20 protein-coding genes and 2 tRNA genes are annotated in these 24,753 nt (G+C 62.1%); 14 read left to right on the plus strand and 8 right to left on the minus strand.

Annotated elements, in window-relative coordinates; translation table 11 throughout:
- Window positions 1-63: 63 nt before the first annotated feature.
- Together PPN31114_RS26280 and PPN31114_RS25240 are read right to left on the minus strand one after the other, a co-directional pair.
- Window positions 64-873, minus strand: a complete 810-nt coding sequence (locus tag PPN31114_RS26280) for a TonB family protein (protein WP_174988476.1) — start codon at window positions 871-873, stop codon at window positions 64-66.
- Entirely contained in the window at window positions 870-1,283 is a 414-nt protein-coding gene (locus PPN31114_RS25240) for an ExbD/TolR family protein (protein WP_150682279.1), read from the minus strand. The genes PPN31114_RS26280 and PPN31114_RS25240 overlap by 4 nt, the downstream gene beginning before the upstream one ends.
- 372 nt (window positions 1,284-1,655) lie before the next feature.
- Between PPN31114_RS25240 and PPN31114_RS25245 the strand changes: the two genes are divergently transcribed.
- Together PPN31114_RS25245 and PPN31114_RS25250 are read left to right on the plus strand one after the other, a co-directional pair.
- Window positions 1,656-2,888, plus strand: a complete 1,233-nt coding sequence (locus PPN31114_RS25245; RefSeq protein WP_150682280.1) for a phospholipase D-like domain-containing protein — start codon at window positions 1,656-1,658, stop codon at window positions 2,886-2,888.
- A gap of 10 nt (window positions 2,889-2,898) precedes the next feature.
- Window positions 2,899-4,506 (plus strand): alkaline phosphatase D family protein, encoded by a 1,608-nt coding sequence (locus tag PPN31114_RS25250; protein WP_150682281.1) that lies wholly within the window; start codon window positions 2,899-2,901, stop codon window positions 4,504-4,506.
- 148 nt (window positions 4,507-4,654) lie between these two features.
- Here the strand turns inward: PPN31114_RS25250 and PPN31114_RS25255 are convergent.
- The 3 genes from PPN31114_RS25255 to PPN31114_RS25265 all read right to left on the minus strand — a co-directional run bounded on the left by PPN31114_RS25255 (window position 4,655) and on the right by PPN31114_RS25265 (window position 6,789).
- Window positions 4,655-4,730: transfer RNA gene (locus PPN31114_RS25255), tRNA-Glu, on the minus strand.
- A 17-nt stretch (window positions 4,731-4,747) separates the two neighbouring features.
- Window positions 4,748-4,823: transfer RNA gene (locus tag PPN31114_RS25260), tRNA-Ala, on the minus strand.
- 16 nt (window positions 4,824-4,839) lie between these two features.
- Window positions 4,840-6,789 (minus strand): sigma-54-dependent Fis family transcriptional regulator, encoded by a 1,950-nt coding sequence (locus PPN31114_RS25265; RefSeq protein WP_150682282.1) that lies wholly within the window; start codon window positions 6,787-6,789, stop codon window positions 4,840-4,842.
- A gap of 339 nt (window positions 6,790-7,128) precedes the next feature.
- Between PPN31114_RS25265 and exaC the strand changes: the two genes are divergently transcribed.
- The 6 genes from exaC (at window position 7,129) to PPN31114_RS25295 (ending at window position 14,870) form a co-directional block, all read left to right on the plus strand.
- Window positions 7,129-8,649 (plus strand): acetaldehyde dehydrogenase ExaC, encoded by a 1,521-nt coding sequence (exaC, locus tag PPN31114_RS25270; protein ID WP_150682283.1) that lies wholly within the window; start codon window positions 7,129-7,131, stop codon window positions 8,647-8,649.
- Window positions 8,650-8,867: 218 nt separating this feature from the next.
- Complete coding sequence (yiaY, locus tag PPN31114_RS25275; RefSeq protein WP_150682284.1) at window positions 8,868-10,016, plus strand: L-threonine dehydrogenase; 1,149 nt, start codon at window positions 8,868-8,870, stop codon at window positions 10,014-10,016.
- 632 nt (window positions 10,017-10,648) lie between these two features.
- Entirely contained in the window at window positions 10,649-12,292 is a 1,644-nt protein-coding gene (locus PPN31114_RS25280; protein ID WP_246182748.1) for an FAD-dependent oxidoreductase, read from the plus strand.
- Between the two features lie 83 nt (window positions 12,293-12,375).
- Entirely contained in the window at window positions 12,376-12,762 is a 387-nt protein-coding gene (locus tag PPN31114_RS25285) for a c-type cytochrome (RefSeq protein ID WP_150682285.1), read from the plus strand.
- Window positions 12,763-12,898: 136 nt separating this feature from the next.
- On the plus strand, window positions 12,899-13,387 hold the full coding sequence (locus PPN31114_RS25290) for a RidA family protein (protein ID WP_150682286.1): 489 nt from the start codon (window positions 12,899-12,901) through the stop codon (window positions 13,385-13,387).
- Window positions 13,388-13,799: 412 nt separating this feature from the next.
- Entirely contained in the window at window positions 13,800-14,870 is a 1,071-nt protein-coding gene (locus PPN31114_RS25295) for a porin (protein ID WP_150682287.1), read from the plus strand.
- 223 nt (window positions 14,871-15,093) lie between these two features.
- On the opposite strand, the gene PPN31114_RS25300 is transcribed toward PPN31114_RS25295, so the two are convergent.
- Window positions 15,094-16,497, minus strand: a complete 1,404-nt coding sequence (locus PPN31114_RS25300; RefSeq protein ID WP_150682288.1) for an MFS transporter — start codon at window positions 16,495-16,497, stop codon at window positions 15,094-15,096.
- Between the two features lie 227 nt (window positions 16,498-16,724).
- On the opposite strand from PPN31114_RS25300, the gene PPN31114_RS25305 reads away from it, so the two are divergent.
- From PPN31114_RS25305 to PPN31114_RS25320, 4 genes are all read left to right on the plus strand, one after another.
- A complete protein-coding gene (locus PPN31114_RS25305) occupies window positions 16,725-17,747 on the plus strand; it encodes a DODA-type extradiol aromatic ring-opening family dioxygenase (RefSeq protein ID WP_174988479.1) in 1,023 nt (340 codons plus the stop codon).
- Between the two features lie 64 nt (window positions 17,748-17,811).
- Window positions 17,812-18,492, plus strand: coding sequence for an RraA family protein (locus PPN31114_RS25310; RefSeq protein WP_150682290.1), 681 nt, complete (start codon window positions 17,812-17,814; stop codon window positions 18,490-18,492).
- 57 nt (window positions 18,493-18,549) lie between these two features.
- On the plus strand, window positions 18,550-19,212 hold the full coding sequence (locus PPN31114_RS25315; RefSeq protein ID WP_150682291.1) for an RraA family protein: 663 nt from the start codon (window positions 18,550-18,552) through the stop codon (window positions 19,210-19,212).
- A gap of 11 nt (window positions 19,213-19,223) precedes the next feature.
- Window positions 19,224-19,925: an RraA family protein gene (locus PPN31114_RS25320; protein WP_150682292.1), complete on the plus strand. Its 702-nt coding sequence runs from the start codon at window positions 19,224-19,226 to the stop codon at window positions 19,923-19,925.
- A gap of 125 nt (window positions 19,926-20,050) precedes the next feature.
- On the opposite strand, the gene PPN31114_RS25325 is transcribed toward PPN31114_RS25320, so the two are convergent.
- Together PPN31114_RS25325 and PPN31114_RS25330 are read right to left on the minus strand one after the other, a co-directional pair.
- Window positions 20,051-20,800, minus strand: coding sequence for a FadR/GntR family transcriptional regulator (locus tag PPN31114_RS25325; protein WP_150682293.1), 750 nt, complete (start codon window positions 20,798-20,800; stop codon window positions 20,051-20,053).
- Between the two features lie 49 nt (window positions 20,801-20,849).
- Window positions 20,850-21,953 (minus strand): CobW family GTP-binding protein, encoded by a 1,104-nt coding sequence (locus PPN31114_RS25330; protein ID WP_174988482.1) that lies wholly within the window; start codon window positions 21,951-21,953, stop codon window positions 20,850-20,852.
- 360 nt (window positions 21,954-22,313) lie between these two features.
- Between PPN31114_RS25330 and PPN31114_RS25335 the strand changes: the two genes are divergently transcribed.
- Both PPN31114_RS25335 and PPN31114_RS25340 read left to right on the plus strand, forming a co-directional pair.
- Window positions 22,314-23,702: an aromatic ring-hydroxylating oxygenase subunit alpha gene (locus PPN31114_RS25335; protein WP_150682295.1), complete on the plus strand. Its 1,389-nt coding sequence runs from the start codon at window positions 22,314-22,316 to the stop codon at window positions 23,700-23,702.
- On the plus strand, window positions 23,695-24,717 hold the full coding sequence (locus tag PPN31114_RS25340; protein WP_150682296.1) for a DODA-type extradiol aromatic ring-opening family dioxygenase: 1,023 nt from the start codon (window positions 23,695-23,697) through the stop codon (window positions 24,715-24,717). Before PPN31114_RS25335 ends, PPN31114_RS25340 begins: the two co-directional genes overlap by 8 nt.
- Window positions 24,718-24,753 lie beyond the last annotated feature (36 nt).

A 24,753-nucleotide genomic window follows, 5' to 3' on the forward strand; every position in this document is an offset into this window, starting at 1 on the left:
GTGGCGCAGGGCCGCGTGGTTAGCGTGTGTGCAACGGGACTGCTGTGTTGCCTGGGTCGCTCCTTAGCTGTTGCCCGGGAGCTGGTAATCGAGCTTCATGCAGAACCGGTGCTGCCCTTGGCCTGCGAAATGCGTGTCTTGGAATGCCGGGTACGTGGTGCCTTCGACGAGTCGCGTGGCCGTGTTGTCGAGCAGCAGCGAGCCCGAACTGTTGGTCACGTTGACGTCTTTCACCTTGCCGCCGCGATCGAGCATCACGCACAACTCGACAGCGCCCGTGGGCTTCTCGATCATGGCTTGACGGCTCGTCGGATATTTCTTGCGCGACTCGACCAGCGCGCGCAGCGAGCGCTCGTATTCGCGGTCGGGGTCGCCCTTGCTCGGTGCCGCCGCCTTCTGCACGGGCTTCGCATCGGCCGTCGGCGCAGCACTCGCCGTGTTCGTCGCCGTGTTCGCTGTCGGCGCGGCGTTCGACGTCGCCGGTGCGCTATCCGCGACGGGTTGCGGCGAAGGCGTGGGCGTCGGTGCCGGTTGCGGCGTGGGCTGCGGCGTAGGACGCGGTTGCGGCTGAGGCTGCGGCTTGGGCTCGGGTTTCGGTTCTGGCTTCGGCTCGGGCTTGGGTTGCGGCTTCGGTTCTGGCTTCGGCTGCGGGAGCGGCTCGGCCTTGGGCTGCGGTTGCGGCTCGGGCGGCGGCGGTGCGAGGTCGATTTCGGTCAGCACTTCGGCTTGCTTCTCGCCAGGCGGCGGCGTCATCGCACGGAAGCCCGGGCCTACCGTGGCCGCGAGTGCGAGCAGCAGCGTCAATCCGCCCGCCACCCAATCGCGGCGGCGATAGACCGGCGTGGGCATCCAGAAGGCGTTCATTGCACTCATGACGACTTGGCTCGCGTAGCGATCGAGATCTTGCTGATCGATGCGGCCTTCAACGCATCCATGACGTCGATCACACGTTGCATCAACGTGCCTTCATCGGTCTTGAGCGTGACTTGCGCCTTTTCGACGTCGCCGGCTTTTTCCTTCACACGTGCGCCGAGCGCTTCGAGCGTGGTGTCGACGCCGTCGACTTGCAGCGCGCCGTCGCGGGTGATCGTCACGACGACGGGCTTCTCGGGGTTGACTTGGGCTGCGCTCGACGATTGCGGCAACGTGGTCGACAGGCCGCGCGACGGAATCACGTTGATGCTGAGCAGCACGAAGAACACGAGCAGGAACATCATCACGTCGATCATCGGAATGATCTCGATGCGCGCGTGCCGTTTGGGGGGATCTTCGAAGTGAATCATGGCGACGTCCGGAAAAAAGAACCCGGATTATTTTGGACGTCGATGAAATTTGCGTGACGAAACGGAACAATGACAATACGAAAGCGGTCGAGCGTTGCGTTTACCCCGTCATCGCAAAATATATTTCTCGCGTGTAATAAAGTTTAACAATTGGCGAATATCCTGCCGTGTAAACCACAGGAAGCCATTGCGCTCTACGCTGCGAAAACCGCTTGAAATAAGGTGTTTTCGCGAGCCTTCGCACGACGAGAACGCGCGCACATATGTTTCTGCATATGTTAGGTATACGATGCCATCGCGAAACTGTCACAAAGACTTCCGTGAATAAAACGTTACTCCGCACACAACATCGACACGTCATTCGAGGAATTCATGCGTCACAAGTTTGCTGCGCTCGTGGTTGCGTTGAGCGCAATTGCACCGTTGGCACCGCTAAGTGCTGCCCCCGCTCCATTCACCATTCCCGGCTTTGAACTCGTCCACACCGCTCCCGTCGGGGCCGGTGCCGATAGCGACGATCTTCGCGACTCCGTCACGGTGTGGAACGACATGTTCGATCACGCGAAGACGTCGATCGACTTCGGTCAGTTCTACGTGTCTGGTGAGTGTGGCAGCCGCATGGACGCGGTGCTCGATCATCTCGAAGCGGCGGGCAAGCGCGGTGTGAAGATTCGTTTTCTGATGGAAGCCAAGGGCGAGCGCATGTCGGACGAACCGACGCTCACGCGCCTGAAGCAGATTCCGAACCTCGAATTCCGCATGCTGGACTTCTCGAAAGTCGGCGGTGGCATCATTCATGCGAAGTACTTCATCGTGGATCGACGCGAAAGTTTCGTCGGTAGTCAGAACTTCGACTGGCGCGCGCTCGAACACATCGACGAGACCGGTGTGCGCGTGAGCGAGCCGAAGATTGTCGCGCAGATGCAAGGCATCTTCGAGCAGGACTGGCAGGCGCAAGCGGCAATCGCAAGCGGTGGACAACCGACGGTGCGCAATCGTGATGTGGTCGCGGCCGATCTCGCGCAATCGTCGTTTCTCGTGGCGAGCCCGAACGCTTATAACCCGCCGGGCGTCGGTGATTCGCAGACGGCACTGCCCGCGTTGATTGGGCAAGCCAAGCAGAGCGTGCAAGTTCAGTTGATGGATTACGCACCGTTGTCTTATGGCGAAAAGGGGAAGCGCCCCTACTACGCCGTGATCGACACGGCGTTGCGCACGGCGGCGGCGCGTGGCGTGAAGGTGCAGTTGCTGATCTCGAACTGGAATCTCAAGCGTCCCGACGTGGCGTACTTGAAGAGTCTTGCGCTGGTGCCCAACGTCGAATTACGTGTGGTGACGGTGCCGCCCGCCTCGACCGGCTTCATTCCGTATGCGCGCGTCGTGCATAGCAAGACGATGGTCATCGATGGCGAAGTCGCGTGGGTCGGCACGAGCAATTGGACGGGCGGCTACTTCGATAACTCGCGCAATTTGGAAGTGGTGATGCGCGACGCGAAGATGGCGCAACGCATTGCGCAGTTGCAGCGCACGTGGTGGAATTCGCCGAACACTGCGCCAATCGATGTGTCGCGCGATTATCCGGTGCCGCATCCGGGCACCCCTTGAGTTGTCTAGTATGAAGCCGACAGAACACGCCGGACCTGACCACACGCGCCGCACCTTGCTCAAGGGCGCTGGCGCGCTCGTGGTCGTGCCGCTGCTCAGTCCTTTCTCTCGCGCGCTTGCGGCCAATGCGAGCGATCCGTTCACGCTGGGCGTGGCATCCGGCGATCCCGCCGCTGACGGCTTCGTGCTGTGGACGCGTCTCGCACCCTCGCCGATTTCGCCCGACGGATTGGGCGGCATGGCCGGTATGCCCGCACAGGTGCCAGTGCAATGGGAGATCGCCAGCGACGAGACCATGCGCAACGTAGTGCAACGCGGCGTCGCTTATGCGCCAGCGGTGTTTGCTTACAGCGTGCATGTGGAGGTGAGCGGTCTGGCGCCGCATCGCCCGTACTGGTATCGCTTCACGGCGATGGGTGCGCAGAGTCCTGTTGGACGCGCCGTCACGGCCCCGCTCGCCAACGCGCCGGTCGATCGACTGCGCTTCTCGTTTGCGTCGTGTTCGCATTGGGAATTGGGATACTTCAGCGCTTATCGTCACATGGCGCAGGAGAACCCGGATCTCGTCATCTTCCTCGGCGATTACATCTACGAGTATTCGAACGATCAGAAGAAGAAGGACGCCAAGCCGATCGTGCGCGCGCATGACGGCCCGGATGCGAAGAATCTCACCGGCTATCGCAATCGCTACGCGTTGTACCGCACGGACCCCGATCTGCAAATGCTTCACGCGGCAGCGCCGAGTCTGATGACGTGGGACGACCACGAAGTCGAAAACGACTACGCCAACGCGTGGTCGCAGAAAGTCGACGTCTCCGCGACGGACTTCCTGAAGCGGCGCGCGGCGGCCTATCAGGCGTACTACGAGCACATGCCGCTGCGCGCGATGTCGATGCCGCATGGGCCGGATATGCGCATCTACGATCGCATTGGCTATGGTGCGCTCGTCGATTTCCATGTGCTCGACGGGCGGCAGTACCGCACTCCGCAGCCTTGTGCGCTACCGAATAATCGGGGCGGCCATGTGGTGCAAGACAGTTGCACCGAGCGTACCGAGGCACGCCGCACGATGCTTGGCTTCGAGCAAGAAGCTTGGCTGGCGGAGGGGCTCCGAACGTCTCGTGCGCAGTGGAACGTGATCGCGCAGGATCTGCTTTTCGTGCCGCTCACGCAGAAGGATCGCAAGACCGGCGTCGTCGGCCATTGGACGGACGGATGGGACGGTTATCCCGCCACACGCGAGCGCATGCTGGACGCGATGGTGCAGGCACGGCCGAACAATCCGGTGCTGATCGGTGGCGATATTCACTCGTACTGGACGAACGACGTGCATGCGACGGAGCGCCCCGATTCACCGGTGATTGCGACGGAGTTCGTCGGCACGTCGATCACGGCGAATCCGCCGCCATACGAGGCGTTCGCTGAGATGCTGCCGGAGAATCCGCACGTGAAGTTCTTCGAGAGTCGGCATCGCGGGTATGTGTCCGTCGATGTGACGCCGAAGCAGATGGACACCCGCTTTCAGGTGATTTCGGATCGCGCCGACATACAGGCGACCGTATCGACGCTCAAGCACTTTGTGGTCGAGTCTGGGGTGCCGGGGGCGAAGGTGGTTTAACGGCGTTGCGCGGTAGCGGACGCGATAACGGAAGCGTTAACGCAAAAGGCCGGATGTCGTTGAAGACATCCGGCCTTTTTTCATGCGATTCGTCGCATCTGACGCCGACGCGGTTTCGATGTTCGACTGCAACATCGATGCCGTTAGATGGCGTCCCCTAGGGGATTCGAACCCCTGTACTCACCGTGAAAGGGTGATGTCCTAGGCCTCTAGACGAAGGGGACAAAAACAGTCATTCGGTTGGTGGAGGTAAGCGGGATCGAACCGCTGACCTCTTGCATGCCATGCAAGCGCTCTCCCAGCTGAGCTATACCCCCGCGCGAAGAGGCGTGACTATAGCGTGTTTGGCGACGACGGGCAACTGGTTTTGGCGGGTTCGCGCAGCAAACCAAATCGCTTCAGCTTCCGATACAGCGTGTTTCGACTCACGCCGAGCTTGCGTGCGGCTGCGCTCACTTGCCCCTGACAGGCGTCCAGTGTCTCGCGCAGCGCTTGGCGCTCCGCGGCTTCCAGAGGTGCTTCGGTAGGCACATCGCACGCGATGGCTTTCGCTTCGCGCACTTCGTCAGGCAAATCGTCCGGCGTGATGACACCGTCTTCGCTCAGCGCCACGAGCGTGCGTATCACGCTGCGCATCTGGCGCACGTTGCCGGGCCACGCGAAGGCGCACAGGGCTTCGCGCGCGGCATCCGTCACCACGACGCTGCTGCCCGCCTGCGCCTGCCCCAGCAAGCGCTGTATCAGATCCACTTTGTCGTCGCGCTCGCGCAGTGGCGGCACCACCACTGCCAATCCGCTCAAGCGATAGAACAGATCCTCGCGGAATTGCCGCTCGGCAATGCGTTGCTCCAAATTCTGATGCGTCGCGCTCAGCACGCGAATGTCGAGCGCCACCGGCTCGCCACCGCCCAGCGGCGATACCGCACGGTCTTCCAGCACCCGCAACAAGCGCGTCTGCATCGCGAACGGCATGTCGCCAATTTCATCGAGGAACAGCGTGCCGCGGTTGGCCTGCCAAAGCTTGCCGCTCATGCCCTCTTTGCGCGCGCCGGTAAAACTGCCGCCCACGTAGCCGAACAACTCGCTCTCGATCAACGCCTCGGGAATCGCCGCGCAGTTCAGTGCGACGAACGGGCCATTGGCGCGCGCACTGGCGGCATGCACCGCACGCGCGAAGACTTCTTTTCCGCTACCGGTTTCGCCACGAATCAGCACGGGCACGTCATGCGCGAAAACGCGGCACGCACGGGAGAATTCGCGCGCCAGATGCGCATCGGCAAACGGCGCAGCCGGAGCTTCCACAGGCTGTGCGGCCGGTACGGGTATGCGAGCCGTCGCGCGCCCCGCGCGTGCAGGTGCGCGCAACATCGCCAGCAAAGGTTCGCCCGCGAGCGTGCGAATCGGCCAGCAAGTCTGCGGTTGCGGATGTGCGCGATCCAGTAAGGCATCCAGCGTTTGGGCAAACCACCGGTCGATGCGCGTGCCGACGATCTCTTCGCGCATGACACCCAGCCGGTTCAATGCACTTTGGTTGGCAGCCAGCACGCGGCCGCTGTCGTCGAAGGCAAGCAATGCCTGCGCAAACCCGCCCAAGTGGTCCGCTTGCTCCTGCAATTGCAGCAGCCATTCGTCGCGGTAGTGCTGAAAGAAATACTCGCTCTCCACCACCTTCGCGCTGAGATTCACCAGCGCCAGCGTGTGGAACTGGCTTTGCCTTGTGACGTCGGCACTCGTGGACGAGACATCGATCACTGCCAGCAACTCGCCTTGCGGCGCAAAGACCGGGCTGGCCGTGCATGTGAGTGGGGTGTGCAGCGCACGGAAATGATCCTGTTGGCAAATGATGACCGGCGCCCGCTCGACCACGCACGTGCCGATGCCGTTCGTGCCCTCGCACGCTTCGCTCCAGTCGGCCCCCGGGCGCAACCCTGCGCGTAGGAAGTCGTCGCGCGTGCCGTCATGCAATTGGCAATCAACGATCACGCCTTCGGGGTCGGTCAGCAATACCGCCTGACGCGGATTCATCAACTGACGTTGCAATCGATCGAGCACGTGCGACGACACGCGGCGCAGTTGTTCCATCGCGTTGCGCCGCTCGCTCAATTGCGACGAGCCGATGACGTGCGGTGCCATGGACGCGCCCGGGTCGAGATCGTGCGTGTCGAGACAGCGCCGCCATGAACTAGCGATGTTCGGGTCCGTCGCTGCGGCGACGGCTGGCAGATGACCTTGTACGACATTCAGCACACGTTGTGCGTGCGCCGATTCTGTATTGGCTGGCATTGGTTGTCTCCCCCGTGCCGGATGACCTGAAGTCGTCCCCGAAGCATGTCGCAAGCGACAGGCGATTGCAATGAGGGATGTCAATCGCATCCGCCGCGCCATTCATGTGCGCCGCCCTTACCGGAAGGGCAATGCCGGTGATTGGGGCGTGGATGGCGAGCCGCGCTGTCCCGTCCCCGAGACAGGGTGTGACAGCCGTGTCACGGATTCGGCACACCGCGTGACCGGCCGGGCAAGCGAGATGCCCGTGCAGCAACGGCCTACCCCGCTGGCCCGCGATTTGCTTACCGACGTTCGTGGCCTAGATGCCACCGACACGACAATATCCGGAGACACAACATGCGTTACGCCCCGCCCGGCACCCCCGGTGCCTTGCTGACTTTGCAGCCTCGTTATGAGAACTACATTGGCGGCAAGTTCGTCCCGCCCGTCGAAGGACGCTACTTCACCAACACGTCGCCGGTGACCGGCGGTGTCATCGGCGAGTTTCCGCGCTCCAGCGGTGCCGATATCGAACTCGCCCTCGATGCGGCGCACGCCGCCGCGGCCAAGTGGGGCAAAACGTCGGTGCAGGCGCGCTCGCGCATTCTTCTGCAAATTGCCGACCGGCTCGAAGCCAATCTCGAGAAGTTTGCCGTCGCCGAAACGTGGGACAACGGCAAGCCGGTGCGAGAAACCCTCGCCGCCGACATGCCGCTGGCCGTCGACCACTTCCGGTATTTCGCCGGATGCATTCGCGCGCAGGAAGGCACGAGCGCCGAGATCGACGAACATACGGCGGCCTATCACTTTCACGAACCGTTAGGCGTGGTCGGACAAATCATTCCGTGGAATTTCCCGCTGCTGATGGCCGCGTGGAAGCTCGCGCCCGCCCTCGCCGCAGGTAACTGCGTCGTACTCAAACCGGCCGAGCAGACGCCGCTCACGATCACGCTGTTCGCTGAGCTCGTCGGCGACCTGCTGCCAGCGGGCGTGCTCAACATCGTGCAGGGCTTTGGGAAGGAAGCGGGCGAAGCGTTGGCCTCCAGCCGTCGCATTGCCAAGATCGCCTTCACCGGATCGACACCGGTCGGCGGACACATTCTGTCGCGCGCTGCTGCGAATCTCATCCCCAGCACCGTCGAACTGGGCGGCAAGTCGCCGAACATTTTCTTCGACGACATCATGCGCGGCGAGCCGGAGTTCATCGAGAAGGCCGCTGAGGGGCTCGTGCTCGGATTCCTGAATCAAGGGGAGGTCTGCACCTGCCCGTCGCGTGCGCTCGTTCAGGAATCGATTTACGAGCCGTTTATGGAGGTCGTGATGGCCAAGGTCGCCCGCATCAAGCGCGGCGACCCGCTCGATACCGAGACGGCCGTGGGCGCGCAGGCGTCGGAGCAGCAGTTCGACAAGATCCTCACGTATCTGGACCTGGCCCGTAAGGAAGGGGCGACGGTGCTAACCGGCGGCGGTATCGAGATGCTCGAAGGGCCGCTCGCGTCGGGGTTCTATATTCAGCCGACGCTGCTCAAGGGCGAGAACCGCATGCGCGTGTTTCAGGAGGAAATCTTTGGGCCGGTGGTCGGTATCACCACGTTCAAGGATGAAGCCGAAGCGCTTGCCATCGCCAACGACACCGAGTTCGGGCTGGGTGCCGGGGTGTGGACGCGCGACATCAACCGCGCGTATCGCATGGGCCGCGCCATTCAGGCCGGGCGCGTGTGGACGAACTGCTATCACCTCTATCCCGCGCACGCGGCGTTCGGCGGCTACAAGAAGTCGGGGATCGGCCGCGAGACCCACAAGATGATGCTCGATCACTATCAGCAGACGAAGAATCTGCTGGTGAGTTACGACATCAACCCGCTGGGGTTCTTCTGAACGCGATTTGAAGATTCATTCGACATTTCCCGCGTTTGTGTCGTTGTTTGCCGCAGATCAAAGACGCATCTCGCCCATCGGCAGATGCTGTCTTTAATGCCTGCGAAAGCCTGCGAAAGATCCTGGACACCCTCTGTGACTACGCGACCGGCATTTCAGCAATGCCGGCCGCGTGGTTGTGGTGCTCCCCCCACAGAACAGATAAAAGGAGCATGACCATGAGCACAACTTTCTTCATCCCTGCCGTCAACATGATGGGCATCGGCAGCCTCGACGAAGCGATTGCCGCCCTGCCCCAATACCATTTCCGCCGCGCGTTGATCGTGACCGACGCCGGACTCGCCAAAGCCGGTGTCGCCGCCAAGGTGGCGAAGCTGCTCACGCAGCAAGATATTCAATCGGTGATTTTTGACGGTGCGAAACCGAACCCGACGGTCTCGAACGTAGAAGCCGGGCTCGCACTGCTCAAGCAAAACCAATGCGATTTTGTGATCTCGTTGGGTGGCGGCTCACCGCACGATTGCGCGAAAGGTATCGCGCTGTGCGCATCCAACGGCGGCAAGATCGCTGATTACGAAGGCGTGGACCGTTCGGCCAAGCCGCAATTGCCGCTCATCGCGATCAACACCACGGCAGGCACTGCGAGCGAAATGACGCGGTTCTGCATCATCACGGACGAGACGCGTCATGTGAAGATGGCCATTGTCGATCGCAACGTCACGCCGCTGCTGTCGGTGAATGACCCCGCGTTGATGGCCGCAATGCCGAAGGGACTCACCGCCGCCACGGGTATGGATGCACTGACGCATGCCACCGAAGCCTATGTGTCGACGGCCGCCACGCCGATCACCGATGCGTGCGCGCTCAAGGCCGTGACGCTGATCTCCGAGAACCTGCGCCGCGCGGTATCGCACGGCGACGACATGACTGCGCGCGAGAACATGGCTTATGCGCAGTTCCTCGCAGGGATGGCGTTTAACAACGCGTCGCTCGGCTACGTGCACGCGATGGCGCACCAACTGGGTGGGTTCTACGATCTGCCGCACGGCGTGTGCAACGCGATTCTGCTGCCGCACGTAGAAGAGTTCAATGCGAGCGTGAGTGCTGCACGACTGAAAGACATCGCACACGCCATGGGCGAGAAGGTCGATGGCCTGAGCGATGCCGAAGGCGCAAAAGTGGCGATTGCCGCGATTCGTAAGTTGTCGAAAGACATCGGCATTCCTGCCGGGCTGACGGAGTTGGGCGCGAAGAAGGAAGATATTCCGACGCTGGCCGCGAATGCCATGCAAGATGCGTGCGGTTTTACAAACCCGCGACGTGCAGAGCAAAAGGAGATTGAAGAGATCTTTGCGCGGGCGTTTTAACGACTTTCATTTGCCCGGAAACGCTATGTCGTGATGCGATCGTGCCGTTCAGTGGTTTCACTGGGCGGCACGGTCGTTGCGCCTGAAATCCCCAGATGACTCCCCTCCTTCGCTGACCCTGCCGACGTTGTTGCGGCACGCGGTCGCCCATCGCTAGACACCCTACGCACGCTAAGTAGTAACGCTAATATTCCAATCCATAACACGCATATAGTATGGTCGTTATGGTGGCTAGCAAGCCTATTACTACGGGCAAGCAAGCATACCCGATTCCCCTGAGCAGGATTGGCTCCGCAGTGCAGCGCCGGCGTGATTCTTAGTCGACCGGCCGCATTCCCCCCGGAGCGCGCAGTCGGCCGGCTCGGCGGGTGACGTTTCACGAGAAGACAAGAACCCGGCGTTACGACGGCGCAAGACCGTCGGGCTCGCCCCGGAATTCGCGCTTAAGGAGACATCATGCGGTCCTCTGGCCACTCGCCCTGAGCCTTCTCACCATCCCCCTTTTTGTTCGCTGAGGCGCGGTATGCGCTTGCTGGTTGCGCTCGTCCGTAAGGTCGTGGCGCGCCCTCGCACATCAGGCGCACGGCGTTGGCATTCGCGACAGGTTGCATCATCCAAGAGTGAGGAGAGTCATGTCAGACGCGCAACAAACCACGGGTAAGTCGTTCGGTTCGATGGATTCGATCGCAGAGGCGAGCGTACAGGGAGGCGGAAGCCCTCTGCGGCGTCGGGATTTCCTGATGCGCACGCTAGCGATTGGCGGCAGTGGTCTCATGCTGGCCACCATGAAGGCATGGGGCGTCGATCTTGCTTCGGTACGGACGTCGCCGCCGCGATTGTCCGGCAGCGGACGCGGCAAGCGCGTCGTCATTCTCGGTGCGGGCTTGGCCGGCATGACCGCCGCCTACGAACTCTCGAAGCTCGGCTATCAGTGCGAGATCATCGAAGCGCGTGGCTTTGCCGGTGGCCGTTGTCAGACCGCACGCCGAGGCTTCGAGTTGACCGAACTGGGCGGTGAGCGCCAAGTCTGTAATTTCGACGAAGGCCAGTACATCAACCACGGCCCGTGGCGCATTCCGTTTTGCCAGCAGTCCACACTGCACTACACGCGCGAATTCGGCGTGGCGCTCGAACTGTTCAATAACGACAACGATGCCGCCTACGTCTATAAGGAAAACATCGACGGTCCGCTCGCAGGCAAGCGTCTGCGTCAGTTCGAAATCAAAGCGGACATGCGCGGCTACACCGATGAGCTCTTCGCCAAAACGCTGCGCGCGGGCAAGCTCAACGATCAGATCAGCGAAGGCGACAAGGCGCTGCTGCTCGACTACCTCGTGCACGAAGGCTATCTGAACAAGAAAGACCTCGACTACAAAGGCACGTCGGCACGCGGTTACAAGACGTATCCCGGCGTACAGGCGGGCGAGTTGACCGATCCGTTGCAGTTCGGCGATCTGCTCAAGTCGAAGCTCGGCAATATCTACCGCTCCGCCAACGACATCGAACAGCAAAAGACGATGCTTCAGGCCGTGGGCGGCATGGACCACGTGGCGAAGGCCTTCGAAGCCCGCACGAAGAAGATGATTCGCTACAACACCGAGGTGGTGAGCCTGCGTAATACCGATAGCGGCGTGACCTTGCAGTGCAAGGACACGCGCACTGGCGCAGCGCGCACGGTCACGGGCGACTTCTGCCTGTGCACGATCCCGCTGTCGGTACTCAAACAAATCGATACCGACTTCTCCGACGGTTTCAAGGACGCCATGCAGGTTGCCTACGAGCCGGTCGGCAAGCTCGGCGTGCAGATGAAGCGCCGCTTCTGGGAAGAAGATCACTTCATCTACGGCGGGCACATCCAGACCGATATCAAGGGCGCCACGCTGATCTCGCTGCCGTCGACCAACTGGCAAGGCAAGAAAGGCACGCTGCTGTCCTACTACAACTTCGGTGCGACGGCCGCGCAGATCAGTGCGATGTCTCAGAAGGAGCGCACGGAGTTCGGTCTGGCGGCTGGCGAGAAAGTGTTCCCGGGACAGTATCGCGACTCGGCCGAATCATCGTTCTCCGTGGCCTGGCATCGCGTGAAATACAACCTTGGCGGCTGGGCCGACTGGAGCGAGGCCGGACGCCGCACCGCGTATCCCCGTCTGCTCAAGGGCGAAGGCCGCACGCTGCTCGCCGGTGAACACATGAGCCACTTGAATGGCTGGCAGGCAGGCGCCATCGAATCGGCTTGGTATCAGATCGAGCAGTTGCATGCGCGTCTGAGTGCGTGAGCTCGCGGCAACGCCAAGCATCAGCAGCAAAGCTTCAGTAGCAAAGTCAGTGGCAGTCAGAAGAAAAGTACAGGAGTGAGGCAATGAAAAAGTTGTGGTCGATCGCGTTCTTCGGTCTGGTGGCGGGTGTTTCTCACGCGCAGACACCGTCGGGCAAAACCCTCTTCGGTAACAACTGTGCAGCGTGCCATCAGGCAGGCGGCCAAGGCATCCCCGGCGCGTTTCCCGCTCTTAAGGGCGACAAGTTCGTGCTGGGCGATCCCACCAAGGTCGTCGAGACCGTGATCGGTGGCCGTGGCGGCATGCCGACGTTCAATTCGTCGCTCAACGACGCGCAGATCGCTTCGGTGGTCAGCTTCATTCGCGGCGAATGGGGCAACAACGCGACGCCGGTGTCCGTCGAGCAGGTCGCAGCGGTGCGCAAGACCGTGGCAGCGAAGGAAGCGGAAGGCGGCTCCAAGGGCAACTGATGCCCGCCGACGTGCTGCGCCTTTGCGCGGCACGTCGGCCGTAATTCGCAGAAACGACAGTCACGCGTCGGGAATTCCGGCGCGCGTGGAGACGTGCGCGCCATTCATTCAACAACTTTCAGGAACCCATATGACGATGTCAACGAAACGATGGTGGAGCGTGGCAGCGCTTAGCGCTGGCCTGTGTATTGCACACGCCGCCGGTGCACAGGAAGTCGTGCGCCATCTACCGAAAACACCCGGGCCGCTCGCGCTCGCTGTCGAGGTACCGGCGAGCGCCACTACCGTGTACCTGAGCGGTCAGGTGCCCGAGAAACTCGAGAACGGCGGATACGGCAACACCGAGCAGCAGACGGTAAGTGTGCTCAAGCGAATTCAGGCACTGCTCGCGACCATGAATCTCGGCATGAAGGACGTGGTGAAGATGCAGGTGTTCCTCGTGGGTGACCCTGCGAAGAACAACGTGATGGACTTCGGCGGCTTCATGAACGGTTACTACCAGTTCTTCGACAAGAACGGTCCGAACTTGCCTGCGCGCTCAGTGCTGCAAGCGGCGCGTCTGGTCGATCCGGGCTGGATGGTGGAAATCGAAGTGATCGCTGTAAAACCGGTCGGCGCAAAGTAAGGCGACAAGCATTAGCGAATTTGGAAGTTCGGGAAATTGCGACGCTCCGGACAGGGAGCGTCGCGCCTCCGGACCACTTTAACGGCGTGTGCAACGCGTGCCATTCAGGAGGTGACTACGACGGAAAGCATACAACAAAATAATTAGGTATACAAATTTATAGTCGCGGCAAGGGAGATCACCGGCAGTATTTCCGCCGGGCGGATTGGGTATCGTCATTGTCCGAGTTTGGCTTCGCCAAAGCTTTGGAGGCCGGCGAGGTAGAGGTGTGTGCTAATTCTCACGGCAATTAATTAGTTATACGAACTATATTGCCAAAATATGCACGAACTGACGACAGTGGCGAATGCTGCGGCGGTGCTACTATGGCCGACCGCTTGCAGGGCGGTTGGCGCATTGGGGAAGGCATTAAATGAAAAAGTGGGCATTTCCTCTGGCCGCCGGGGCGTTGATCGCCTCGCCGGCGTTCGCGCAATCGAGCGTGACGATGTTCGGCGTGGCGGATGCGAGCCTTCGCTATCTGTCGGGCACAACCGCTGACAACAAGAGCACTTTCGCGCTCACCGACGGCGCCATCTCGCAAAGCCGTTGGGGCATCTATGGCAAGGAAGACCTCGGCCAAGGCATGAAGGCACTGTTCATGCTCGAGGGCGGCTATCACCTGAATAACGGTGCGTCGCAACGAAGCGGGAAAATCTTCAACCGCAAAGCCTATGTCGGCCTCGAGGGCGACTTCGGCAAGCTCACCATCGGTACGCAAGACAATCCGACTTGGGAACTGCTGATCGACGGCTGGGACCCGCTCACGGTGGGCAACTACGACCAGAACGAGTGGATGCCTGTCGTGTTCGGCACCAACGGTCCGAACGGTGCCAACAACGCAGTCAAATACACCAAGCGGTATCAAGACATCCAGGTTGGCTTGGAGTACATCGTCGGCGGCGTTGCCGGTAGCACGGCACGCAATTCGGGCTACGTTCTCTCTGTCGCGTACATGGGCAAGCCGTTCGGCGTTGCCGCGAACGTGTTGCAAAACCGGGATATTCAGGCCAACACGCAGATGGTCTACAACCTGGACCTCAAGTACGAATGGGGCCCCGCAACGTTCACCCTCGGCTATTACAACAGTAACGACAAGACCGGCTTCGTCGACGGCTTCCTCTCGGGCCGCGGCGTGACAGGCGGACCGAATCCGCGTAAGGACAACGCGTTCTTCGCAGGTGTGGCGTATCAGGTGTCGAAACCGCTGACGTTGACGGCCGCCGTGTACTACGACCGTGCTTCCAATGTGAACGGTGTTACCGGAGACGCGGGCGACGGCTCGCGAGAGACCTATGTGTTGCTGGCGGAGTATGGCTTCTCGCGCCGTACCACGCTATACGGCACGGTGGACTACAGCGTCGGTCACGGGGCACAACGTGCCGAGTTTCCGAACGGGCATGATCAGACCGGCGTAGGTATCGGCTTGCGGCATCGCTTCTAAGTCGCGTCGCAGATTCGCATCCCCTGAAGGCTTCATCGTCGTACCCCTTAACCACCGCGATTCTTGCGGTGGTTTTTTTATGGCGAATCACTGCGATCGTTGCGGTGGTTTCTTTAGGGGCGGGAGGTGATCGACTCGATCGACGGGGTGCAGCAGATAAAAAAATACGCGCCGTCGCATGGAAGCCGACGGCGCGTATTTGCCGGGGATACCGGCAGACGTGTTACTCGAAGTTGCGGCGGCGCACTTGCGCAGCGACCAGCGCGTACATGATGCCTGCGATTGCCGTGCATCCACAGAACGTCGTGACGATGGCGTATCCCATTGCCATCGGGCCGCTAAAGAACAGATGCGAGATCGTGGCGGCTACCGTCGGCCCCAGCGCAAGGCCGAGCAGGTTCTGCACGAGGAAGAACAGCGACGAGAGCTTGCCCATCATGCGTCCCGGCGTGATCTGCGCCATCGTGGCCCCGGCGGACGACGGGATCGGGCTGGCAAAGAACGTGTGGCACACGTACAGCACGACGGCCAACAGATGGTTATCCGTGAAGGCAAGAAAGAACGTGGCCAGACAAGAAAGGAACGTCGAGACCATGGCCACTTCGAGCGGCGCTGCACGGCGCCCACGGCGCGACAGCCGGTCCATGACCGCGCCGAGCAGCACCAGCCCCGCAGGGACCGACACCATCATGAGCGGCCCGAGCATGCGGCCAATGCTCGGCAGCGGCAACTGCCAAGCGCGTGCGATCACCGTCGGCAGCCAAGCGTTGAAGCCCGAAATCGCCATGGCATAGAGCGTGGCAGCCGTCCACAGCGGCACGTAGAGACGCCATTCGCTGCGCATGAAGCGCAGGGCATCGCGATAGCCCGCTGCGTCAGCGGCTTGTTGCTTCACCGCGCGTTTCGGTTCACGCAACGTCAGCATCAGCAGCGCAAGCGGAATGCCCAACAACCCTGGCACCACAATCACAAACTGCCACGGGCGGAGCGAACCGAGGATCGGCCAGTGCGCGACATCGCCGCTCTGCGACAAGCTGAGCAGCGTGCCGCCGACAAACAGCGAGAAGCCCACACCGAGCATCGGCCCCATGTGATAGATGCCGAACGCGCGGCCACGCCGGTCCGGTGGAAAGGTGTCGCGAATCATCGAGTAGGCCGCCGGTTGCAACGCGCCCTCCCCGATACCGATGCCCGTACGGCCAAGAAAGAGCTGAACGTAGTTCGACGCAAAGCCGCACAGCACCGTCATCGACGACCAAACGAACACGGCCCAACCGATGATGCCGCGACGGCTGAAGCGGTCGGCAAGATACCCGGCGGGAATGCTGAACGTGCTGTACAGCACAACGAACGAGAGCCCGAGCAACAGACTCATCTGGAAGTCGCTCACCCCCAGTTCTTGTTTCAGTGGACCAACCACGAGCGAGAGCGACGAACGATCGATAAACGACAGCACGAAGATGGCAGTGAGCACGATCAGCATGTACCAATCGCGCAGGCCGACACGGCGTGTTGCGCCGCCGGAGGTCTGTGCGGGAGATGCTGCGGATGGCGCCGACGGCGGGGCGTGCGCGGGATTTTGCGGGGGCGCGTTCGCCGGGCTGGCGTCCATCGCGGATTGAGTCATGTCTGCCTCCAATATCGTTATCGTAATGAGTGTTGCGCACGACTTGCGGCGCGTGAACGGGCGCTAACCCGCACTACGACGCGGCATAACACGCATACTATATGTCCGTTATGACCAGTGTCAAACACGACGAAAAAATAGTTGAGGGGGCGTTGACAACCCAAATACAACCCGCCTATTCTTCGACAAAACACGCATACAGTAATACAAAACAAGGAGGCGCACGGATGGCACGGATCGTTTTTGCGATGGGGTGTTCTCACGGGCCGATGCTCGCGACCCCGCCTGAGATGTGGCACTTGCGCGCCGGTGCGGATCGCAAGAATGCGCAGCATTGGTTTCGGGGCGAGTCGATGCCTTACGACGCGCTGCTGGCCGCGCGTGCCGATGAGTCGCCGCGCTTCTCGCAGGCCATCCAGCCCGAAGCCAAGCAGGCGAGTTTCGATGCTTGCCAGCGCGCACTCGACACGCTCGCGGACCGGTTCGCCACCGCGCGCCCGGATGTGGTGATCTTGTTGGGTAACGATCAGCGCGAAGTCTTCAAGGAAGATCTGACGCCGTCCATCACCGTGTACGCGGGCGAACGCATCGAGAACATTCCGCTGACCGAAGCGCAGGTGGAGCGTCTGCCCCCGGGGGTTGCCGTGGCGGAAGCAGGACACTGTCCGCCGCAAGGGGCCACGTATCCGGGCTCGCCGGGCGTGGCCGACGCGCTCATCCGGTCGCTGTGCGATGCGCACTTCGATGTCGCGCGCTCCGTGCGTCTGCCGGGTGGCGAGGATCGCCAGCACGGCATTCCTCACGCCTTTGGCTTTCTCTACCGGCGCATCATGCGCGATCTGCCGCCACCGAGCGTGCCGATCTTCCTGAACGTGGGTGTCGCCCCCAACCAGCCGCGCGCGGCTCGGTGTCTGGCGTTCGGCCACGCGTTGCGCGCCGCCATCGAGCGCTTGCCCAGTGACATGCGCGTAGCGGTGCTCGCCTCCGGTGGCATGACCCATTTCGTCATCGACGAAGCCCTCGACTGGCGCGTGTTGAATGCGTTCGCCGCGCGCGACGAGGTTGCGTTGGCCAACATTCCCGAGTCGTACTTCAACGGCAATACGGCAGAGATCAAGAGCTGGTATCCGCTCGCGGCCGCCATGCACGACATCGATTGGCACATGACGCTCGTGGACTACGTGCCGTGCTATCGCACCGAAGCGGGCACGGGCAACGCGATGGCGTTCGCCTACTGGGCGCCCGCCTGACACACGCTGCGACGCCTTCGATCCGCATTGACTTACGACTTACCCAACCTAGCAAGGACACGTCATGAACGCTCCCGCTGACGCCGTCTCACGACTGCGAAAACTCGACGCCTGCGCCGTCTCGGATGCCCTCGACAAACTTGGCCTGCCGAGCACTGTGAGCCATCTTCCGCAACGCGCCGGCTCGCGACGCATCGCTGGCCGCGCGATCACCGTCAAGCTCGTCGCTGCCGCCGACGCACCGCCCGTCAGTGGCACGCCGCGCCATCTCGGCACCACCGCTGTGATGCTCGGAGGCGCCGACGACATCATCGTCGTCGAGCAGCGCACGGGACTCGATGCAGGAAGTTGGGGCGGCATTCTGTCGCTCGCGGCAGTGCAACGCGGCATTGCAGGCGTCGTTGCCGACGGCCCCGTGCGCGATATCGACGAGGCCCGCGAGTACGACCTGCCGGTGTTCTGCCGCGATCTGACGGCACGGACTGCTCGCTCGCGCGTGGTCGAAGCGGGTACCAACATTCCCATCCATGTGGATGGCTTCGACGTGGCTCCGGGCGATTTTGTGATTGCCGATAACAGCGCCGTGGTTTTCGTCAGCGCTTCGGACATCGGTCGCGTGCTCGACGCCGCTGAACAGATCGCCGCACGAGAGGCCGCCATGGCCAAAGCGTTGCTCGCCGGTCAGCCCGTCACCGAAGTGATGGGCGCTAACTACGAACACATGCTGCATACCAGCGCCGCATAAGTGCCGAATAGGCACCAGAGCGCTCAATGCGCCAGAACATTCATCAGGAGACACGTCATGAATCAACCGCAAGACACTAACGTCGCACGTGCGGCGGCACTCGACACGGCCACGCTAAGCGATGCCCTCGATCGGCTCGGCATCGCCGGGCAATGTCATCAGGTCAAGGCGCGCGACAGTGGTTTTCGCATGGCCGGTCGTGCCTACACCCTGCAATATGGTCCGGCCAGCACGCCGCCCGGCACCGTCGGCGACTACATCGACGATATTGCGCCGGGCACCGTACTCGTGCTCGATAACGGCGGACGCGAAGACTGCACGGTGTGGGGCGACATTCTCACCGAGATCGCCCATCGGCGCGGCATCGCGGGCACGGTGATCGACGGCATCTGCCGCGACGTCTCGCTCGCACTCGAACTCGGCTATCCGATCTTCAGCCGAGGCAACTGGATGCGCACCGGCAAGGACCGCGTGCAGGTCGAAGCGGTCGGCGTGCCCGTGAACATCGGTAACGCGCGCGTGAATCCCGGCGACATCGTGCGCGGCGATGCCGACGGCGTGATTGTGATTCCGAGCGTGCATGAGGCCGCCGTGCTCGATGCGGCGGAGGCCATCGACGCGGCAGAGCGTCATATCCGCGAAGCGGTGCGCGGTGGCAAACGTCTGGACGATGCCCGCAAGGATCTGGGCTATCACCAGTTGCAAACGCGCCAACGCTAAGGAGACGGCACATGGACGTCACTTCGCACGCAGCATCGCTCAAGTCGCACTATCCGTTCGCCCGTCTGCCGACGGTCAATCTCGATTTCACACGGCCCGATCCGGCATTGCTCGCGCGAGTTGCAGCGCTGCCTGTTGCCACGCTTCACGAGGCCGCGGGCAAGGTGGGTGCGCTGCCCGCCGCCATCAAGCCGATGGCGCCGTCGTTTCGCGTATGTGGCCCGGCAATGACCGTGGATGCACCACCGGCGGACAACCTCTGGCTGCATCGGGCGCTGGCGCTGGCCAGTCCCGGCGATGTGCTGGTCGTTCGCGTCGCGGGGCATTACGACGCCGGCTACTGGGGCGAAGTGATGTCGACCATGGGTCGCGCGCGCAAGCTCGGCGGACTCGTGATCGACGGGTGTGTGCGCGACGGCGCGATTCTGGAGCGCTTCGGCTTCCCGGTCTTTGCACGCGGCCTGTGCATTCGCGGCACGGGAAAGGACTTCGATGCACGCGGGTGGATCGGCTATCCGGTGCGCTTCGAAGACATCGTCATTGCGCCGGGCGACGTGGTCGTGGGCGATGCCGATGGGGTTGTCGTATTGCCGCAAGCATCGCTCGACGCGGTGGTGAATGCGGGTCACGAGCGCGAGGCGAAGGAAGCGGACATTATTCGCCGCCTCGAAGCCGGTGAAGCGTCGTTGGATATCTACGGATGGAACCGCTGATGCGGCGTTGAATCGAGCGGGTAGCGGCCAATCTTTGAAGAAGGCCGCGCCCGATATCAGGCAGTGCTGGCCCGCTTGGGGGTGGGCCGGTTTTGCGAACCGCGTCGGGGGACGCGGTTCTTTTTTTAGCGCTTGGCAGCGGCCTTGGCGGCAGTGTCGCGTGCTGCCAGATACTTCTCGCGCAGCACCGTGAGGTTCTGCGAGACAACCTGACGTGCGGCCTCGTCATTGCGCGCGCGAATGGCATTGAGCAGTTCGCGATGGCGTTTGATCACGCCCTTGGCAACCGTCTCAGTGGTGTACGGCGTCAGCGAGCGATAGAGCACGTGCACGATCGCCTGCATCATCGCTTCGAGAAAGTGGTTGTGCGAAGCATGTGCCACCGCGTTACGAAACGCCATCGACGCCTGAGTGAACTCGTGCTGCGTCCCCACGAGCGCCTGCGCATTCTCCAGCGCCAATTCGAGCGCCTCGATGTCCTCTGCCGTGGCCGCCTGAGCGGCGAGTCCGGCGACGGCGACTTCTATCGTGAACTGCGCGTCGAAGATCTCCTCAGCCGACATCCCCACGAGCTTAAGCTGAATCGCGAGTGCTTCCGAGAAGAGCGCCGGATTGCCCTGGGCAATGCGCGCGCCGCCGCCAGCACCCGTGCGGATATCGACGACGCCAAGCGCTTGCAGACGGCCCAGTGCTTCGCGAATCGGCAGACGGCTCACGCCGAACTGTGTGGCGAGGTCGTTTTCTGAGCCGAGGAAATCACCCGGGGCGAAGTGCCCGTCGAGCAATGCCTCCTTGATCTGACGTTCGACGCGCATGGCGGTCGATTCGGCGCGGCCGAGTTTCCAGACGGGTGTTTCTGCTTTTTCGCGTGGCATGGGATTCCTGGTCGTTTTGTCGGCAACAAGATACTACATTGCGCATAGCCTATGTCGGCACGCGCTGCGCTTCGGCGAGATGCGCCAGCAAGGCTTCGCGCGGCACGTTGCGCATGATGAAGACGAAGCGTGAGTGTCGTTCGGTATTCGTCGGCTCGGCGCGCACGGGCCATGCCGCCAAGATCTCCGGCGGATGTAGACGATGCTGCACGCCGTGGACGACGACGGGGCCGTCTTCGCCCTGCACATCGACCAACCCCTTCAAACGAAGTAAGTCATCGCCGTGATGAAATGCGACGGCACCGAGCCAACTACTGAGCACGTCCCATTCGAGGGGCGCCTCTAGTGCGATGCAATGGGCGGCGACGTCTGCGCGGTGAGGTCCGTCATTGCCGGGCAATAGGGTGAGCGGCGCGCAGTCGGCGCACGCTTGCTCGCCATGGGTATGGCACACGGATCGATAGCGCTGCGACGTCGTATCGTGCCAGCGCAAGGTCGCATTCGCCACGTTGTCTGCCACGTGCATGCCTAGGCCCAGCACGTCTGACGGTGCAATGCGGCCGTGCTCGCACAGATGCTGCGACGCGGCGGGATTTCGCTGGGCGAGCGCTGCGCGAAGTGCGTCGAGCGCGTCGAGTCCGTCACTGCCGACGAGATCCGTCTTCGTGATGAGCAGCCGGTCGGCGAGCAGCACCTGGCGCTGCGCTTCCGGTTGCTGCGCAAGTTGGGACATCGCATGCACGGCGTCGACCGTGACGATGACCGCATCGAGCGTGAATCGCTTCGACAGCGCAGCGTCACGCAACAACGTCGCCACCACAGCGCTGGGGTCCGCCAGCCCGCTGGTCTCGATCACGATGCGCGAGAACGGCACGATGTCGCCTGCTTCCAACTGCGAATGCAGCGACAGTAACGTCTCGCTCAAATCGTCGCGCACGGCGCAGCACACGCAGCCGCTCTCCAGCAACACCGTATGCGCGTCGAGCGTCTCGACGAGCAGATGGTCCAGCCCCACTTCACCGAACTCATTGACGATGACCGCCGTGTCGCTCATGCCCGGGTGCGCGAGCAATGCCCGCAACAAGGTGGTCTTGCCGCTTCCGAGAAAGCCCGTAAGAAGCGTGACCGGCAAGCGTGTGTCGGTAGCAGACATGGTCGATTCGATGGGTGGTGATGACGATGAACGGGGTAGGAAATCGGACGTTCGGAACATGGTGGTCGCAGCGTAGGGCACGTCCCGCCGCGAGTCATTGACGCTGATCAAGCGGCACACGCGCCGAAGTATAATGCGCATACAGTATGTTTGTAAGCGTGTCCCGTCAATAGGCGAAACCGCCTAAATTCGGGGGTTTGCGCGAAACCTCCGGTAAATGGCAGGGGCACGGAAGGCCGTAAAGGGATAGCAAGTCGCACGACAAAGGGCGTTGACACGCCAAATAAACACGCATACAGTATGCGCAAATGCACTGTTGAAAGCGGTGCGCATCCCACAAAAAAACGGACGGAGACATCCATGCTCAGCGAGGCAAAGAACCAGTTGTTGACGCAGGTCGGGCCAGGCACGCCGATGGGCGATTTGCTGCGGCGTTACTGGCATCCGATTGGCGCCGAGAGCGAGTTCGACGAGATTTCGGTGCGGCCTGCCCGGCTGTTCGGCGAAGACCTCGTGCTCTACAAGGACCTGTCGGGCAACTACGGCCTGGTGGATCGTCAATGCCCGCACCGTCGCGCGGATCTGGCCTACGGCTTCGTGGAAAAGTGCGGACTGCGCTGCAACTATCACGGCTGGCTGTACGACGAGAAGGGTCAGTGCACCGAGCAGCCGTATGAAGACATTGCCAACCCGCAGGTCCGCCTCAAAGACCGCATCAAGATCAAGTCGTACCCGGTGCAGGTCAAGGCCGGCATGATCTGGGCCTACATGGGGCCGCTGCCCGCACCGCTCGTGCCGACGTGGGAGCCCTTCACGTGGGCGAACGGCTTCCGTCAGGTGGTGATCTCCGAAGTGCCCTGCAACTGGTTCCAGTGCCAGGAAAACTCCATCGACCCCGTGCATTTCGAGTGGATGCATTCGAATTGGAGCGTGCGGCTGCGCGGCGATACCGGCCCCTACTCCCCGACGCACACCAAGCTCGGCTTCGAGGAATTCGAGTACGGCCTGATCTACAAGCGTGTTCGCGAAGACACCGACGAGAAGCATCCGCTGTGGGCCGTGGGGCGTTTGGCGTTGTGGCCGAATGTCTTCTGTTTGGGCGATCACTTCGAATGGCGTGTGCCCATCGACGACGAGAACACGCTGTCGATCACCTGGGCCTTCAACCGCGTGCCGCGTGAGCGCGAGCCGTATGTGCAAGAGAAAATCCCAGCGTGGTACGGCCCGGTCAAAGACGAAGCGACTGGGCAGTGGATCTCCAGCCACGTGATGAATCAGGACTTCGTTGCGTGGGTCGGGCAAGGACGTATTGCCGATCGGACGCAGGAGAATCTCGGGGCTAGCGATCGAGGCATCGCGATGTTGCGTCGGCATTTCTTCGATGAACTGGACGCCGTCGCACAGGGCCGAGATCCGAAGGGGCTAGTGCGCGATGAGGCCAAGAACGTACGCATCGAACTGCCGGTTGCAGCGCGCCGTCTGTTCGTCGACGGGCTGACGCGGGACGAGCTCAAGGCGCATCCGATCATCGGCAAGCACCTCAAGGAATACGCATTTCAGGCTGGCCAGCCGGAAGCCATCAAGCGCGCGTTCCACGACGCGATGGGCGTGCGTATCGACGCGCAGGGCAATGTGGTCGATGCCGATTTGACGGGGCAAGCCGATCAAGCGGGTCAGACCAACTCATTGCACGAGTCGAGTCGGCAGACGTACCCGATTCATCCGATCCGGGACGAGCGCCATGACTAAGATCGTGCTGGCCATGGGCACGTCCCATGGGCCGATGCTCTCCACCCCACCCGCCGACTGGGATCTGCGCGTACGCGCCGACCGGGCCGAGTTAGCGCATCCGTTTCGCGGCCAGACCTACAGCTTCGAGGAACTGATGACGCTGCGTGCGAGCGAAGACCTCGAAGCTCAGGTCACGCTCCCCGCACGCGAGGCACATGCGGCGCGCTGCAATGCCGCCCTTGAAGTGCTTTCGCAGGCCTTGCATGATGCGGCGCCCGACGTCGTCGTGATCGTCGGCAACGATCAGCGCGAAGTCTTCGGGCCCGCGATCACGCCCGCGTTGTGGCTCTATGGCGGCGAGTCCGTTTTCGACGAGCCGGTGAGCGCAGCGCGTCTGGCGAAGATGCCGCCAGGCATCTCGATCTCGTCGGCGGCCATCAAGCCGGGGGCGCGCACCGAGTACCCAGCGCATGCCCCGCTCGCGCGGCATCTCGCGACGGCATTCACCGAGTATGGGCACGACATCACGCTCTCGACGGAAGTCCCGCAGCGCGGCAACGACGGCCCGACCGGCATGCCGCACGCCTTCGGCTTCGTCTATCAACGGCTCATGCATGGCCGCGTGCCACCGCATGTGCCGATCATGCTCAACACGTTCTATCCGCCCAATCAGCCACGCGCCACGCGCTGTGTCGACCTTGGGTTGGCCCTGCACGACGCACTGAGCGCGTGGCCTGACGACGTGCGTGTCGCGCTGATCGCATCCGGTGGGTTGAGCCACTTCGTCATCGACGAAGCCTTCGACCGGGCATTGCTCGACGCGATGGCGCGCGGCGATAACGCGTATCTGCGCAGCATCGACGAGACGTTGCTGCAATCGGGCACGTCGGAAGTAAAGAACTGGCTGCCGGTCATTGCCGCGGCGAATGCCGAAGCGATGACGATGCAACTGGTCGACTACGTGCCGTGCTACCGCTCGGCGGCCGGCACGGGCAATGCCATGGGCTTCGTGCTCTGGCACCCGGCCAACTAAGGCCATCCGCCGCGCACATTCCGCAGAGAGTGACGC

This window comes from Pandoraea pneumonica, assembly GCF_902459645.1.
GTDB classification, from domain to species: Bacteria; Pseudomonadota; Gammaproteobacteria; order Burkholderiales; family Burkholderiaceae; genus Pandoraea; species Pandoraea pneumonica.